Raw genomic sequence first — 14,544 nt, 5'->3', positions numbered from 1 at the left:
CGATGACCTCCGCGCACGGCATTTCCTCCCCTTGTGCCGGGTGTTCCGAAGAGCCGTTCCCGGTGTCGCGAACTCCCGCCGGACGGATGCCCTCCGCCGTTACTGTTGTCCTTGATGGGACGTCATGGGTGGGATTCGGATACTCGGCGGTGGCGGTTCACCGCCCTGCTCGGCGTCGGCGCGGTCGCGCTGGCCCTGGTGGTGACCCTCGTCAGCACGCTGTCCGGCGGTCCCGGCACCACCGGCACCACCCGCGACGGCGCCACGGTCCACGGCACTCCGGCCCGGCCGAGCGCGGCGCCGGAGCCGTACGTCGGCTGGGGCTTCACACACACCCGGTACAGCGCTGACGAGGGCGCCGGCGCGGCCACCACGCGCGTGGAGCAGTTGCTCACGCGGAGCCGCGGGCTGGCGCAGAACCAGGCCATCATGGGCTGGGGCGCGGACAACCCCGAACCGGTCCAGGGGCACTACGACTTCGGCGCCCTGGACCGCCGCATCGACTTCATGCGGGCCTCCGGCGGCACCCCGGTGATCACCCTGTGCTGCGCCCCGGACTGGATGAAGGGCGGGCGGGCCGGGGTCGGCAACACGAACTGGAGCCAGTCCGCCCTGGAGACCGCCCCCACCCCCGACCACTACCAGGACTACGCCGACCTCGCCGCGACCGTCGCCCGGCGCTACCCGGACGTGAAGCACTTCATCGTCTGGAACGAGTTCAAGGGCTTCTGGAACGACGCCAGGTCCCGCTGGGACTACGAGGGCTACACCAGGCTCTACAACCTCGTGTACACGGCACTGAAGAAGGTCGACAAGGACATCATGGTCGGCGGGCCGTACCTGGACATGGACAGCGTCGACCCGCGCGAGCAGAACGCCTCCACTGCGGTGAAGGGCCCCTGGGGCGCCGTGGACCAGCGGGTGCTGGACGCCTTCTCCTACTGGAACGCCCACAAGGCGGGCGCCGACTTCACCGCGGTCGACGGCTCCAGCTACACCCGCGACGACGACCTGCTGCCCGACGAGTTCGCGGCCGCCGACAAGTTCACCGCGGTCGGCGAGTGGATCCGGCGGCAGACGCACGATCTGCCGCTGTGGTGGGCCGAGTACTACGTCGAACCCGCCGACGGCAACGGCAACCGCACCGGCTGGACCGAGCCTCGCCGCGTCGCCGCGCAGGCCACCGGCCTGATCGCCCTGGTGAAGGGCGGCGCCGGCTCCGGCTTCTACTGGAACCCGGAGGACAGGTCCGGCCGCGGATGCGCGGGCTGTCTGTGGACGCCGACCGACAGCGCCGGCGGTGGCCGGGAACTGCCCATGTACGACCTGGTGTCCCGGTTCGCCGAGGCGTTCCCGCCGGGCACGCGGTACACCAGTGTGTCGGTCGCCGCGGACGACGTGCCGAACGTGCGCGTCCTGGCGAGCGACAGGACCGTCCTCGTGGTCAACACGCAGGACCGCACGATCAGCGCACAGATCGACGGCAAACGGTTCGACATGGGGCCGTACGAGGTGAAGTGGCTCGGCCGCTGAGCGGCCGGGCCACCCTCACTTCATGGTCAGGAACCGCTGCACGAGCGAGGCCAGCACCACCGCCAGCAGCGGCAGCGAGAACCAGAACGAGCCCTGGAGCAGGCCCAGTTGCCGTACGCCCGGACGCATCGCGACGCGTACGACCTCGCGTGCGGCCAGCAGCAGGATCAGCACGACGGCGGCCAGCGCGCCGACCACCGACCACGGCGTCCAGGTCACGATCGGCCCGATCGGCCCCGGGTCCGGCTTCGGCACCGCGCCGGCCGGCCGCTGCCGCATCGCGTACACGGTGACGTCGTCGTCGACGTAGGCCTTGGTCAGGTCCTGCCGGTCGTCCAGGTTCTCGATCAGCCGCCGCTCCCAGGTCGCGGGATAGCCCGCGTCCAGCCGGAGATAGGTGACCTGACTGCGGTTGATCATCAGATACGAGTTCGGGCCCGCGTCCTTCAACGACTTGACCAGGCCCGACACCAGCACCGGGTCGGTCGGCGCCAGCGTGGGCACGTAGTTCACGCGCTCCATGTCCTTCGCGCCCCACGGCAGCGCCGGGGTCACGTCGTTGACCGTGTCCTGCGTCAGCCACAGCAGGCGTACCGTCGGCCTGTCATGGGCGTACACCCAGTTCATCGCGGCGACCTCGCCCGGCCGGGTCCGCTCGAACGTCTCGTTGCCCCAGCGCGCCACCAGGAAGCCGCCCACCAGCAGCAGCCCGGCGAGCAGCGCGGCCAGCGGGGCGAGGCTCACCCGGTTCCTCGCGCGCTCCTTCGCGGTGATTCCGGCGCGCGGGAAGAGAGCCAGGGCGCCGAGCAGGGCCGCGCCCGGCACCGCGAACATGAAGACGCGCAGCGCCATCTCCCCGCCGTACGACTGCATGCCGAAGCCGAGGAACGGCACGAAGGTGAGGACCAGCAGGGAGCGCTCGCGGTAGCGGTGGGAGCGCCGGCGCCACCAGCCCCAGCAGGCGAGCGCCAGCACCGAGCCGGCCAGCAGGACGCGGACGTACAGCACCAGCTTGTGACTCGAACTGCCGCCCTGGATCCGGCCGGAGACGGAGGTCGACACATTGCTGCCGACCCCGCCGACCCCGCCGAACAGATCGTTGAAGTGCCCCGACCAGTACGGTTCGGCCATGAAGCCGAGCCATACCGCGGCCAGCACCCCGAACAGCAGGGGCAGGCCGCGCAGTTCGGACCGGCCGAGCAGGACCAGGGCCGCGAGCACGCCGAGCATGACGAACGGGGTGAGCTGGTGCGCGGGCACGCTCGCCGCGTACAGGCCGATCAACACCAGCAGCAGAACCGCCCGCCCGCGCCGGTCGGCCGGCGCCGGCTCGGCCTCGCCGGGGCGGAACCTCGTCCAGATCACACGCGGCGACCGGAACCAGACCAGCAGGATCGCCACGAACATCAGGTACAGCAGGTAGGTGAAGCCCTGCGGGGAGAAGTAGTCCTGGCCGACCCAGCCGCACAGCACGAACAGCCAGACACCGGTCCACTTCGCCCGCCAGCCCGCCCGCAGCGACCGGGTGAGCAGGAACATCGGTGCCAGATAGGCGAGTTGGACGGCCGTCGGCCACCAGCGGATCACCTCGGTGAAGTCCGTGACCCCGCAGGCCCGGCCCACGAACGCGGCGACCGCGAAGAACCCGGGCCAGCTCCAGCGGGCGTCCAGGTCGGGTACGGCGGAGCCGGTGCGGTCGATGTAGTCGAGGAAACCGAGGTGCTGCCACGCCGTGGGGAAGCGTGGCTCGGTCTCGATCACGGCGGGCAGCGCGTGCAGCGACACGACCGTCGCCAGCAGGGTGAGCAGCAGCAGTGCCCGGTGCTCGCGGCGCAGCCACAGCAGCGCGGCGAACACCGTGACCAGCAGCCCGGCCCCGGCCAGGGTCGGCAGCGGCAGCACCGAGACCAGCCCGAGTCCGTCCATCCGGTCCAGGTCGGCGTCGCCGAGCCGCAGCGCGGGCACCCAGTACAGCAACAGGGCGGCGATCAGCAGACAGCCGAGGACGACTCCGGAGCGGGTGGGCGACAGCCGCTGCGCGAGCGGCACGTGCGCCCCATGGGCCTCTTCCTCCTCCGGTACGGCACGTCCGGCGGCGAGGGACGCGTCCGGTTCCCCCGTCGTGAACGGCGCGTCGGCCTCCGCCGCCTCCCGCAGCAGCGCCGCCTCGGCCGGGCCCAGCGAGGTCTCGCTGCCGGGCTCGCGCCCTTCCACCGGAAGTCCCGGTGCGGGCAGCGGTATGCCGGTGGGCGGGGTACCGGGGCCCGGACGGACGTCCGGGCGGCGCTCGGCGTGGTCGAAGTCGACGTGGATGCCGAGGGCCAGGGTGTCCGAGTCCAGCGCCCAGGCCGGACCGGGCCGGCGCGCCGTGACACCGGTGGCCGGGACCTCGGGCGGACCCAGGTCGGCGAGGTCCCCGTCGGGTGCGGCCGTGTCGGCCGCGGTGGCGGGGGCGCTCCGGATCGTCCGCCACAGCCGCGGGGCGGCGAGCGCGGCGACCACCGCGAGACTGCCGGCCTCGGCGACACCCGCGCCGGTCAGCCCCATCCGGGGCAGGAGCAGCAGGGTCGCCCCCAGCACCAGCGCGCACAACAGGCCCTGGAACAGGGCGAGTCCGCCAGTACGGCTGCGTGCGCGCAGCACGGCGAAGTACGTCTCGATCACGACCCGCAGCACCGAGCCGAGCGCGAGCCAGCGCAGCAGCGGGGTCGCCGCGTCCGCGTAGCCCGCGCCGAACACGCCGAGGATCCAGGGCGCGCCGACGATCAGCACGGCGGCGATGGGCAGCATGATCCGGGCCATCCGCCGCAGTGCCGCACGGGTGTGGGCGGCCAGCCGGTCCGGGTCGTGCGAGCCCTCGACGGTGAGGGAGGCGCCCATGTTGATGGCGAGGAGGTCGGTCGTGCCGCCGATGGTGGTGGCGATGTAGAAGTACGCGTTCTGCGCGGAGCTGACCTGCGAGGCGACGATCACCGGGACGAGGTAGATCACCGCGAGCGAGAACAGCGAGCCGGTGTAGTCCCCGGCCAGGAACCGGCCGACCTGCCGCAGCGTCGGCGCTTCGGTGCGGCCCTCGGTCGCCCTGACGTGCCGGGGCACCAGCCGTCGGAACACCAGCCAGCCCAGCGGCACGACCGAGGTGGCGATCGCGGCCACCCAGGAGACGAACACGCCGGTGGCGGGTATGGCGACGGCGAACGCGGCGAGCAGGGCCAGCTTCACGGCCGAGAACACGGTGTTGCCCACCGGCACCCAGGTCGCGCTGCGCAGCCCGGTCAGCACACCGTCCTGGAGCGTGAGCAGGTTCCAGGCCATGACGGCCACGACGAAACCGAGCCCGTGCAGCGTGCCGTGCAGGAACCGGTACGACGGCCCCCAGGAGTCCAGGGTCAGCAGGAAGACACCGGCCGCGACCGCGACCACCAGCGAACTGCCCGCGTAGGTACGGAAGATGAGCGTTCCGGTGCGCTTCCCGGACACCGGGATGAAGCGGGCGAGGGCACCGGTCAGGGTGACCGCGGTCAGTCCGGCGAGGAACTTCATCGCGGCGATGGCGGCCGAGCCCTGCCCGACCGCCGACTCGGAGTAGTAGCGCGCCGCGGCCAGCCAGAAGCCCAGCCCGAGGACGGCGCTGATGCCGGTGTTGAGCATCAGCGCGTAGGCGTTGCGGAACAGCGGACTGCCGCCGTGCGGGGACCGGCCCGTCCCGGGCGCCTCGGCGGCGCCGGTCGTGGCCTCGGTGGTGGTCGTCGTGTCAGACACGGGAACGGATGGCCTTCCGGCGGACCTGGCGGGCTCTGCGGACGAGGGCGTACCCCTTGGTGAGGGCGCGGTCCGCGGCGAAGGCGCGGGCGATCGCACGGCCCTGGAGCAGCCGCTCGAACTCCTCGACGCCGGTGCCGCGCCGGACCGTGACCCGTTCGAGTGCGTACGGCCCCTGGCGGCGGCGGGCGAGCGTGTTGCCGACGGCGAGGGCCTGGGCGTACCCGCTCGCGCGGACCGCCCGGCGGACCCGGCGGCTGGAGTAGCCGTACGGGTAGGCGAACGACAGCGGGCGGGCGCCGAGTTCGCCGTCGACGATCTCGGTGCAGCGGTCCAGCTCGGCACGCAGCTCGTCGTCGCCGAGCTGGTCGAGCTGCGGGTGGGTGTGGCTGTGGCCGCCGATCTCGACGCCGGCGGCGGCCAGTTCGCGCACCTGGGGCCAGTCGAGCATGGTGTCCAGGCCGCCTCCCGTGTCGTACGCCCCCCGGAGCCAGCCGGTGGAGACGAACAGCGTGGCCCGGAAGCCGTGCTCGGCCAGCACGGGCAGCGCGTACCGGTGCACGCCCTCGTACCCGTCGTCGAAGGTGATCAGCACCGGCCGGGCGGGCAGCGGACGGCCGGTGCGCCAGCGCTCCGCGAGACCGGCGGTGGTCAGCGGGGCCAGACCCAGGTCACCGATCAGCGCCATCTGCTCCGCGAACGCCTCCGGCGTGACCGACAGGGCCCGGGTGGCGTCGTTGGGCGCGGCGGCGACGGAGTGGTACATGAGGATGGGCACGGGCGCGTCAGCCATCGGTGCCCCCTGCGGCAGCGGCGCGTGTCCGGGGGCCCGGCGTCGCGGGCCGCGCCGTCTGGATCGGTGCCGACGAGAACGTCGTACCGCCCCGCCGCGCCCGTGCGCTGCCCACGGCGTAGCCGCCGGCGGCGGCGAGTACGCCCGTGAGGATGGCGCCCGCGCGGGCCGCGCCACCTGGGCGGGCCAGCAGGGCGTCGCGCAGACCGCGGGCGACTCCGGCGGGCAACACCCGGGTGGTGTACCGGCGTTCGGACTCCAGCCCCTTGTCCGCGCCGACGCTGCGGGCGACCAGCGCCTTGGAGAGGCCCTCGGCGTAGGCGCGGGTGCGGAAGTAGGCGAAGTGCTCGCGGGGCGCGGGCACCCGGTGGTGGATGACCGCCCGGTCGTCGATGAGCAGGACGGCGTCGGGGCGGGCGCGGGTGAGGCGGATGCACAGCTCCGTCTCCTCGCAGCCGAGCGGGCGGCGGTCGCCGTCGCGGCCGATGCCGGTGGCGAAGCCGCCCGCCGCGTCGAAGGCCGTACGCCGGAACGAGGCGTTCCCGCCGAGCACGTTGCGGACCCGCACCCGGCCGGGCGGCAGACCCTTGTAGGTGCAGCCCACCACCCAGTCGAACTCCTCCGGGAACCAGTCCGGGCGCCGGCCCGACGCCCAGATCGGCACCGTACGGCCGCCGACCGCCATGACGCGCGGGTCGGCGTACCCGGCGGCGAAGTGGCGCAGCCAGTCCCGCTCGGCCACGGCGTCGTCGTCGAGGAAGGCGATCACGTCGCCGTGGGAGGCCGCGATGCCGGTGTTGCGGCCGGCCGACAGGCCGCGCGGGCCCGTGTTGGCCAGCACGCGGACGCCCCCGCTCGCCGCGCACTCCTCCTCCTTGTACGCGCGCTCCAGCCGGTCCTTCAGGGCCGGGTTGTGGTCCACGACCAGGAGCGTCTCCAGCGCCGGATACGACTGCGCGCGCACCGAGGAGACCGCCGCGAGGATGTCCTCCCAGCGGTCCTCGGTGTACACGCAGATCACGACGGAGATGTCGGGATCTCTCAAGACACCTCTCCCCGCACCGCTTCGAGCATCGGCGAGTGGCGCTCCTGGCGGCGCAGCTCACGCCGGTTGGAGCGCTCCTTCAGGATGACCTGGAGCACCCGGAACCCGTCGCGTACGGCGCGCAGATTGCTGGTGCCGTGGATGCGGAGGTACTCGTGGCTCGGTATCTCCTGGACCTTGAGCCCCGCCTTGACCACTCTGATGTTCATCAACGTCTCGACCTCGAAGCCGGTGCAGTCGAGGTCGATCTTGTCGAGGCAGTGCCGCCAGAAGGCGTTGTAGCCGTAGCACAGATCGGTGTAGCGCGCCCCGAACTTGCGGTTGACCACGGCGCACAGCGCACGGTTGCCGAGCTTGCGGATGAAGGTCATGTCGTCGGTGCCGCCGCCGTTGGCGAAGCGGGAGCCCTTGGCGAAGTCGGCGCCGGAGACGAGCGCGGAGACGTACGACACGATCTCGCCGCCGTCTGCCGAGCCGTCCGCGTCGACCATCACGATGATGTCGCCACGGCAGGCCTCGAACCCGGTGATCAGGGCATCCCCTTTGCCCCTGCCACTCTGTTCGACGACCCTGACGCCGGGCCACAGGGACCGGGCCACCTCGACCGTGTCGTCGGTGGAATTGCCGTCCACCAGTACGACTTCGTGAATCCAGTCCGGAAGGGTCTTGAAGACGTAGGGCAGATTCTCCGCCTCATTCATCGCGGGAATCACCACGCTCACCGGCGGAGTGATCGCGAGATGCGAGGAGATGGGCCGGTAGTTCGCGGAGATCAACGGATCCTGCCCCGAAGCCGGCGGTCGCAGAACGGAACTCATGGGTTTTTCCCTCTCGTCCGGTGGATCGCCCACCCCCGGGCGGCCCAGTTGTCTGTCCGGTTCGAAAGGGGGGTTACTCATCTTCGGCACGGCGAATCGATCTCCGTGCACGTGGACGAGCTGGCAGAACTGGCCGGTCTGCCCGGGAAACAGGGCAGCCGGTCGCGCGGCACGACTCGGTCACAGCTGTGGTCACCGAGCACGGCACCCCCCTACCGCGCCCCGCGCCGGAACGTCACGGCCCTGAGCCCTCCCCTGAGCCGCGTGCTGACGGACCGATGCGGGTGAGACGTATGACGGTATTGACGATTGAACCAGAATGGCAAGACCTGGATATCAGCCCCACGTTTTTGTTGGTTTGGCCGTTGCATAACTTTGGCCGGAGTTACTCACTTTTACGTAGGAGAACCCACAGGAGCAGCAGCAGGCTCAGCGCGGTCACGGCGATCACTCCGCCGTGGACGGACCAGCGGTGCACGGCCAGCATGCCCTGGGCAACCAGCATGTTGAGGACGACCGAGCCCGCAAGGGCGGCGAGCGTCCGGGCGTACGGATCCAGCCCGCGCAGTGCCGCCGCGACGGCGGCGGCCGGCGCGGCGAGCAGGAAGAACAGTGTGCACGGACCGCGCAGCGGTGAGCCGGAGCCGGTCAGGGCGAGCAGTGCGCCGACCGCCGCGACGGCTGTCGCGGCCCCCATGAGCAGCGGCGACAGGCCCCTCCCCGGTCCTGGCCGCGCCCCTGTGGGGTCCTCGGTGGCGCCGTCCGATGAACGTGACTTGATGCGTAAGGTCTGCATTGGCGACCGTGCCCCCCGATATGACCCCGACGCGCGGGATGTCGGGCTTCAATGTGACGCAGGCCGGGGCGGGGCGTCAAGACGCGATCCGGGGCCGAGTTGACTCGTGGTCAACACGATTGGCATGCGCACGCAAGATGCCGAGCGGTGAACCTCTTCGGCCGATCTTGTTCAGACTTCAAAAGTTCTTGGCATGAACACTTCCGGTCAACGCGCGTAGGAGTTACCACAGTTGTAGGCAGAGATCCTGCTATAGGGAGGCACCATGAGTCGTTTCAGACTTACCGGATTCGTGACCTCGCTCCTCCTCGCCGCCGGCCTCGGACTCAGTGGAGCCGCGGCGGCCCAGGCCTCGACAGCGGCAACCGGCGGCTATGTGGCGCTCGGTGACTCCTACTCCTCCGGAGTGGGAGCGGGCAGCTACATCAGCTCGAGCGGCAGCTGCGACCGCAGCACCAACGCGTACCCGTACCTGTGGAACGCGGCCCACTCCCCGTCGTCGTTCGCCTTCAACGCCTGCTCCGGCGCCACCACCGACGATGTCCTCAGCAACCAGCTCGGCTCGCTCAACTCCGGCACCTCACTGGTCTCCATCACCATCGGCGGCAACGACGCCGGGTTCTCCGACGTCATGACGACCTGCGTGCTCCAGTCCGACAGCAGCTGCATCAGCCGTATCAACACCGCCAAGGCGTACGTCGACTCCACGCTCCCCGGCAAGCTCGACAACGTCTACAACCAGATCAGCGCCAAGGCCCCGAACGCCAAGGTGGTCGTACTCAGCTACCCCCGCTTCTACCTGCTCGGCCAGACCTGCCTCGGCCTGTCCGACACCAAGCGCTCCGCGATCAACGGCGCGGCCGACTACATCGACACCGCCATCCAGGCGCGTGCCGCGGCACACGGCTTTGTCTTCGCCGACATCCGCTCCGTCTTCTCCAGTCACGAGATCTGCTCCGGCGACTCGTGGCTGCACAGTGTGAACTGGCTCGACATCACCGAGTCGTACCACCCCACCGCGGCCGGCCACTCCGGCGGCTATCTGCCGGTGTTCAGCAACAACGCGTAACCGGCCGTACCTGGTACGGGTGACCCGTACGTCAACGCGTCACCCGTACCGGCTCACTCGTCAGGGTGATGTTCCGGACGAGTCCGAAGCGGAAGCGGAGGCCCCGCCCGACGGGGTCTCCGTCGCCGTCGCACAGCTCACCGAGAACGGCACGGCGTTCGACGTGGCCCGCACCGGGGCCCGTACCTCGACGCTGACCGCGTTGTCGGCCGAACCGTTCGGGGCGTACGTCGTCAGGGTCACCCGCACCCGCCGGCTCGTCCCGTCACCGGCCCCGAACGACAGCGTCTGCCAGCCGGGATCCGCGACCGAGCCGTGCGCGAGCACCCACCGGTACTCCACCCGCGCCGGCACCCGCCCCACCGCGAACGTCGCCGTGAACGCGGGCGCCTGACCGCTCGGCGGCGGACAGGGGCCGGAGTACGCCGTGTGTGCGCCGACCAGCGTGACCTGTACGGACTGACCGGGCCGGGCCGACGACGAGGCGCTGCCGCGCGGGGCCGACGGCGTGTCCGTGGCCGCGTCCGTGCCGCGATGCGTGGACGCCTGGGCACTGCCGCTCACCAGGGGACCGCCCGTGCCGCTCGTGCCGGCGCTCCCGTGACCGCCGTTGTCACGGTTGAGCAGGGCGTACGCCAGCCCCGCCAACGCGACCACGATCACGAGCAGCCCCGCCACCAGTGCGACCACGGCCCCGCGACGGCGCCCGGGTTCCGGCTCGCCGGGCGGTAACTGCGCTGCGACGGGCGGTGGTTGGGGCGGCCAGGACTGCTGCCGCGACCACGGCTCCTGGGCCACGACCGTCCGGGCGTACGCGGACGGATCCGGTGGCGGCTGCGGGTGGGGCGCCCCTCCTCCGGCGGGGGCACCCCCGGCAGCGACGAGGCGCAGCTCCCGCTCCGCCCGCTCGGCACCCAGCCGCTCGGCCGGGTCCTTGCGCAGCAGCCCCGCGATCACCGGCGCGAGCGGACCGGCCCGCAACGGCGGCGGCAACTCCTCGTCCACCACGGCCCGCAGGGTGCTCAGCGGGGTGTCGTAACGGAACGGGGAGACGCCCTCGACGGCCGCGTACAGCAGCACGCCCAGCGACCACAGATCCGACTCGGGCCCCGGCGTGCGGCCGAGCGCCCGCTCCGGAGCCAGGAATTCGGGCGAGCCGACGACCTCGCCGGTCATGGTGAGCGCCGAGCTGCCCTCGACCGAGGCGATCCCGAAGTCGGTCAGCACCACCCTGCCGTCGTTCGCGAGCAGTACATTGGCCGGCTTCACGTCCCGGTGCAGGACCCCGGCCGCGTGCGCGGCGCGCAGCGCGGAGAGCACCTCGGCACCGATGTGCGCGGCCTCCTGCGGCGGCAGCGGGCCCTGCGCCTCCAGCCGGTCGGCGAGCGACAGCCCGCGCACCAGCTCCATCACGATCCAGGGCCGGCCGCCCTCCACCGCCACGTCGTACACCGTGACCACGTTGCGGTTCGCGACCCGGGCCGCGGCCCACGCCTCCCGCTCCAGGCGGGCGTACATCCGCTCCATGTCGGAGGCGGGCAGCCCGGCCGGGGCGCGCACCTCCTTGACGGCCACCTCCCGGTGCAGCACCTCGTCCCGGGCCCGCCACACGGTGCCCATGCCGCCCTCGCCCAGCGGGGACAGCAGACGGTAGCGGTCCGCGATCACACGGTCGCGGTCCGGATCTTCGGACACGAGCGCCCCCAGGCATGTCGCGTGATTTCTCCACAAACGTAGCTCAACCGAGGGCTGTTGCGGCCCCCTTGAGCACCAATCCGGCGCCCAGGGCCAGGACGGTGAGCGCGGAGGCGAGCGGCAGGCTCCGGCGCACCAGCGCGGCCACGGGGTGCACGCTCCAGCGCGGGCGCCGTTCGAGCACCCGGGACGCCCCCGAGCCCAGCCGGACCACGGCTACCCCGGCCGCCGTGAGCGTCAGCGCGAGCCCGGCGCCGTAGGCGACGACGAGCAGCAGCCCGAACCAGGCCTTGCCGAGTGCGGCGGCGCCGACGAGCACGACCACGGCCGACGGACTGGGCACGAGCCCCCCGGCGAAGCCGAGCAGGACCGTGCCGCGCAGGGTGGGCACGGTGGTGTGGGTGTGGGTGTGCTCACCGTGGGTGTGACCGCCATGAGGGTGGGCGTGGGCGTGCTCACCGTGCCCGTGGGTGTGGGTGTGGGTGTGGGTGTGGGTGTGGGTGTGTCCGTGTGCCCGGTTCCGCAGTGCCCGTCGTACGAGGTTCACGCCCGCCGCCAGGACCAGGGCCCCGCTCGCCAGGCCCAGCCAGGCGATCACCGAGGGCGTGGCGGCGGACCCGGCGGTGACGAGCAGGCCCAGGGCGACGACGCCGAGGGTGTGCGTGACGGTGACCGACGCGGCCAGCGGCAGCACGTCCCGGAGCCCGGCCCGGCCGCCGCGCGCCGCCGCGGTGGCCGCCATCAGGGTCTTGCCGTGCCCCGGCGCGAGGGCGTGCAGAGCCCCGAGGGCGACCGCGACGAGCAGCGCGAGGGCGGCGAAGCCGACGGTGAGGTCCTGGCGGGCCACCAGGGCGTCGAGGGCCCGCGTCCAGCGGTCGGCGCCCCGGGGCAGCACGGAGGCGGCCGGGGCGTCCGGCCGTTCCTCGGCGAGGGCGGGACCGCCGGGGCGCACCCGCAGCGACGCCGTGGAGACGTCGGCCGGGGACGACAGCAAGTCCTTGGGATACGTGGTCAGTTCGTGCGAGACGGACGTCTTCGGCACGTCCGAGCCGGTGAGCGTCGTCCGGTCGCCGCGCGCGGTGATCTCCCGCCAGCCGGGCCCCGACCAGTTCGCGTCGGCGCGGAAGCCGAGGGCGAGCGACCCGGCGCGCGGGAGCGGGGCGGTCCAACGGCACTCCACGCGCAGGGTGCTCAGCCCCGCCTGGCCGGGCCGCGGTGTGGCCCGGCTGTCCCGCACGGTGAGGGGGACCCGGCGCCCGGCCACGGTCACCTCGCTGTCCCGGGCGTCCCGCTCGCAGCGCTGCCGGGCCCAGCGGGTCATCCCCAGCCGCGCGATGTCGGGCTTCGCCTGGGTCGCCGGTATCTCGGCCAGGTCCTCGACGTGCTCGACCCGGAGCTGCCCCGGTGCCGGGACGAGTCCGTCGTACCGGTTGACGGTGAAGTTGCCGAGCGGATGCGCGCTCGCGCCGGCGGCCGGCAGGAACACGAGCGCGCACACGGCGGCGAGGACGAACGGCAGACGCAGTCTCACTTCCCGGCCTCCAGGGCCGTGCGGGCCGCGGCCGCGCCGACGGGGGAGAAGCCGGGGTTCAGCTTCAGGGCCGCGGCCAGGGAGGCGCGGCCGGCCGCGCGGTGGCCGGTGGCCAGCTCGATCATGCCGCGGTGGTAGAGGAAGACGGCGTTGTGGTAGCCGGTGGCGGTGGCCTCACGGGCGTGGGAGAGGGCCTCTCCGTCCCGGCCGTTGACGTGCAGCGCCCAGGCGAGCGCGTCCGCCGTGTGCACGGTGTGCCGGCGGGCCCACTCGGCGCGTGCGGCGCGCAGGGCGGCCGCCTTGTCGCCGTGGTCGGCGGCGGCCAGCGCCGTGTCGAGGTCCGCGTCGACGCCGTTCGCGCGGGCCAGCGCGACCCAGGTGTCCACGAGGGCGTACTGCTGCCGCGCCCTGGCCCGGTCCCCGGCCGCGCCGCGCGCCTCGTACAGCTCGCCCAGCTCGACGAGCGGAGCGGGCAGCGGATACCGGGAGACCACCGACTCCATGCCCGCGATCGCCGCGGCCCGGTCACCGCTCGCGGCCTGCGCCCGGGCCCGGCCCTCCAGCGCGGGAAGGTAGGTCTCGTCGGCGGCGAGGGCGCGCGTGTACTCGCCGAGCGCGGCCGCGTACTCGCCCTGGTTCCAGGCGAGTTGGCCGAGCTGGGCGGCCACGTAGGCGATGTCGCCGGGCGAGGTGGCGGAGGACAGCGCCTGCTGGAGCACCCGGCGTGCGGTCGCCACGTCCCCGCGCAGCTCGTGCACGTACGCGTACCGCGTGAAGACCGGCACGCCCGGCCTGCGCGCGTCGGCGGTGTCGGCGGCCCGCGCCGCCTCGTCGTACCGGCCGAGCTCCACCAGGGCGTCGATGCGGGAGCACAACGCGCGTTCGCTGTACGGGTTCTGCCGCAGCGCCCGGTCCGCGTAGGTCAGCGCGTCCGCGAAGTCGTGCCGTGCGGCGGCGAGCGCGGCGCGTCCGGCCAGGGCCTGGTCACTGTCCGGCGACAGCGCCAGGGAGCGCCGCAACGCCTGGTCCGCCTGCGGATACCGCGCCGGGTCGCCCTTGGTCCGCGCCTGCTCGACGTAGGCGAGTCCGAGCGTGGCCCAGCTCCCGGCGTCCTTGGGCTGGGTGCGCAGATGTGCCTGGAGCGAGGCGATGCTCGCGTCCAGGTTCCCGGTGCCGAGGACCCCGGGATCCACGGCGCGCGACGCGGCCGGCGCGGCCGCGGGCGCCCGGCCGGCGCCGACGGCCACCGCACCACCCGTCAGAGCCAGGGCCAACAGCACGGCAGCTCCCCCGAGTTGAAGGGACCGCCACCGCCGCACGGCAGCGGCGACGCGCCGCACGGCGGCAACCCGCTCGTCGGCCGCAGGATCGTCGTTCTCGTTCTTCGCGCGCGGGCCCATGGCCTTTCCGCCTCTCCTCTGCTCCGTCTGCTCCGTCGATGGGATGGGAGGCGCGGCCCGCCGTGGGGGGGGGAATACGGGCCGCGCCGGTCTGGGGTGGGG

Annotated in this window: 10 protein-coding genes; 2 read left to right on the top strand and 8 right to left on the bottom strand. The window is 72.8% G+C overall.

Annotation, left to right across the window (positions count from 1 at the left end):
• Positions 1 to 114 precede the first annotated feature (114 nt).
• Positions 115 to 1,533, top strand: coding sequence for a GH39 family glycosyl hydrolase (locus tag BIV23_RS20155; protein WP_071382293.1), 1,419 nt, complete (start codon positions 115 to 117; stop codon positions 1,531 to 1,533).
• Between the two features lie 15 nt (positions 1,534 to 1,548).
• Here the strand turns inward: BIV23_RS20155 and BIV23_RS20150 are convergent, their stop codons facing one another.
• The 5 genes from BIV23_RS20150 to BIV23_RS20130 form a co-directional block, all read right to left on the bottom strand.
• Positions 1,549 to 5,295 carry a lipopolysaccharide biosynthesis protein gene (locus tag BIV23_RS20150; RefSeq protein WP_071382292.1) on the bottom strand — a complete coding sequence of 1,249 codons (3,747 nt, stop codon included), beginning with the start codon at positions 5,293 to 5,295 and terminating at the stop codon, positions 1,549 to 1,551.
• Positions 5,288 to 6,088, bottom strand: coding sequence for a polysaccharide deacetylase family protein (locus tag BIV23_RS20145; RefSeq protein ID WP_177239969.1), 801 nt, complete (start codon positions 6,086 to 6,088; stop codon positions 5,288 to 5,290). Before BIV23_RS20145 ends, BIV23_RS20150 begins: the two co-directional genes overlap by 8 nt.
• Positions 6,081 to 7,133 (bottom strand): glycosyltransferase family 2 protein, encoded by a 1,053-nt coding sequence (locus BIV23_RS20140; protein ID WP_071382291.1) that lies wholly within the window; start codon positions 7,131 to 7,133, stop codon positions 6,081 to 6,083. The genes BIV23_RS20145 and BIV23_RS20140 overlap by 8 nt, the downstream gene beginning before the upstream one ends.
• Positions 7,130 to 7,951 carry a glycosyltransferase family 2 protein gene (locus BIV23_RS20135; protein ID WP_071382290.1) on the bottom strand — a complete coding sequence of 274 codons (822 nt, stop codon included), beginning with the start codon at positions 7,949 to 7,951 and terminating at the stop codon, positions 7,130 to 7,132. Before BIV23_RS20135 ends, BIV23_RS20140 begins: the two co-directional genes overlap by 4 nt.
• 385 nt (positions 7,952 to 8,336) lie before the next feature.
• Positions 8,337 to 8,648, bottom strand: coding sequence for a hypothetical protein (locus tag BIV23_RS20130; protein WP_245790583.1), 312 nt, complete (start codon positions 8,646 to 8,648; stop codon positions 8,337 to 8,339).
• Between the two features lie 364 nt (positions 8,649 to 9,012).
• Here BIV23_RS20130 and BIV23_RS20125 point away from each other — a divergent pair, with 364 nt between their 5' ends.
• Entirely contained in the window at positions 9,013 to 9,816 is an 804-nt protein-coding gene (locus BIV23_RS20125) for an SGNH/GDSL hydrolase family protein (protein WP_071382288.1), read from the top strand.
• 60 nt (positions 9,817 to 9,876) lie between these two features.
• On the opposite strand, the gene BIV23_RS20120 is transcribed toward BIV23_RS20125, so the two are convergent.
• From BIV23_RS20120 to BIV23_RS20110, 3 genes are read right to left on the bottom strand one after another with little or no spacing between them, the layout of a single operon-like run.
• Positions 9,877 to 11,511, bottom strand: coding sequence for a serine/threonine-protein kinase (locus BIV23_RS20120; RefSeq protein WP_071382287.1), 1,635 nt, complete (start codon positions 11,509 to 11,511; stop codon positions 9,877 to 9,879).
• A 43-nt stretch (positions 11,512 to 11,554) separates the two neighbouring features.
• Positions 11,555 to 13,042, bottom strand: a complete 1,488-nt coding sequence (locus BIV23_RS20115; RefSeq protein ID WP_071382286.1) for a nickel transporter — start codon at positions 13,040 to 13,042, stop codon at positions 11,555 to 11,557.
• Positions 13,039 to 14,442: a tetratricopeptide repeat protein gene (locus tag BIV23_RS20110; RefSeq protein WP_245790582.1), complete on the bottom strand. Its 1,404-nt coding sequence runs from the start codon at positions 14,440 to 14,442 to the stop codon at positions 13,039 to 13,041. The genes BIV23_RS20115 and BIV23_RS20110 overlap by 4 nt, the downstream gene beginning before the upstream one ends.
• Between the last annotated feature and the right edge of the window lie 102 nt (positions 14,443 to 14,544).

It is taken from the genome of Streptomyces monashensis (assembly GCF_001866665.1).
In the GTDB taxonomy this organism is placed as follows: domain Bacteria; phylum Actinomycetota; class Actinomycetes; order Streptomycetales; family Streptomycetaceae; genus Streptomyces; species Streptomyces monashensis.
The sequence above is the reverse complement of the archived record's forward strand: the minus strand, read 5'-3'. Positions and strand labels throughout refer to the sequence as shown.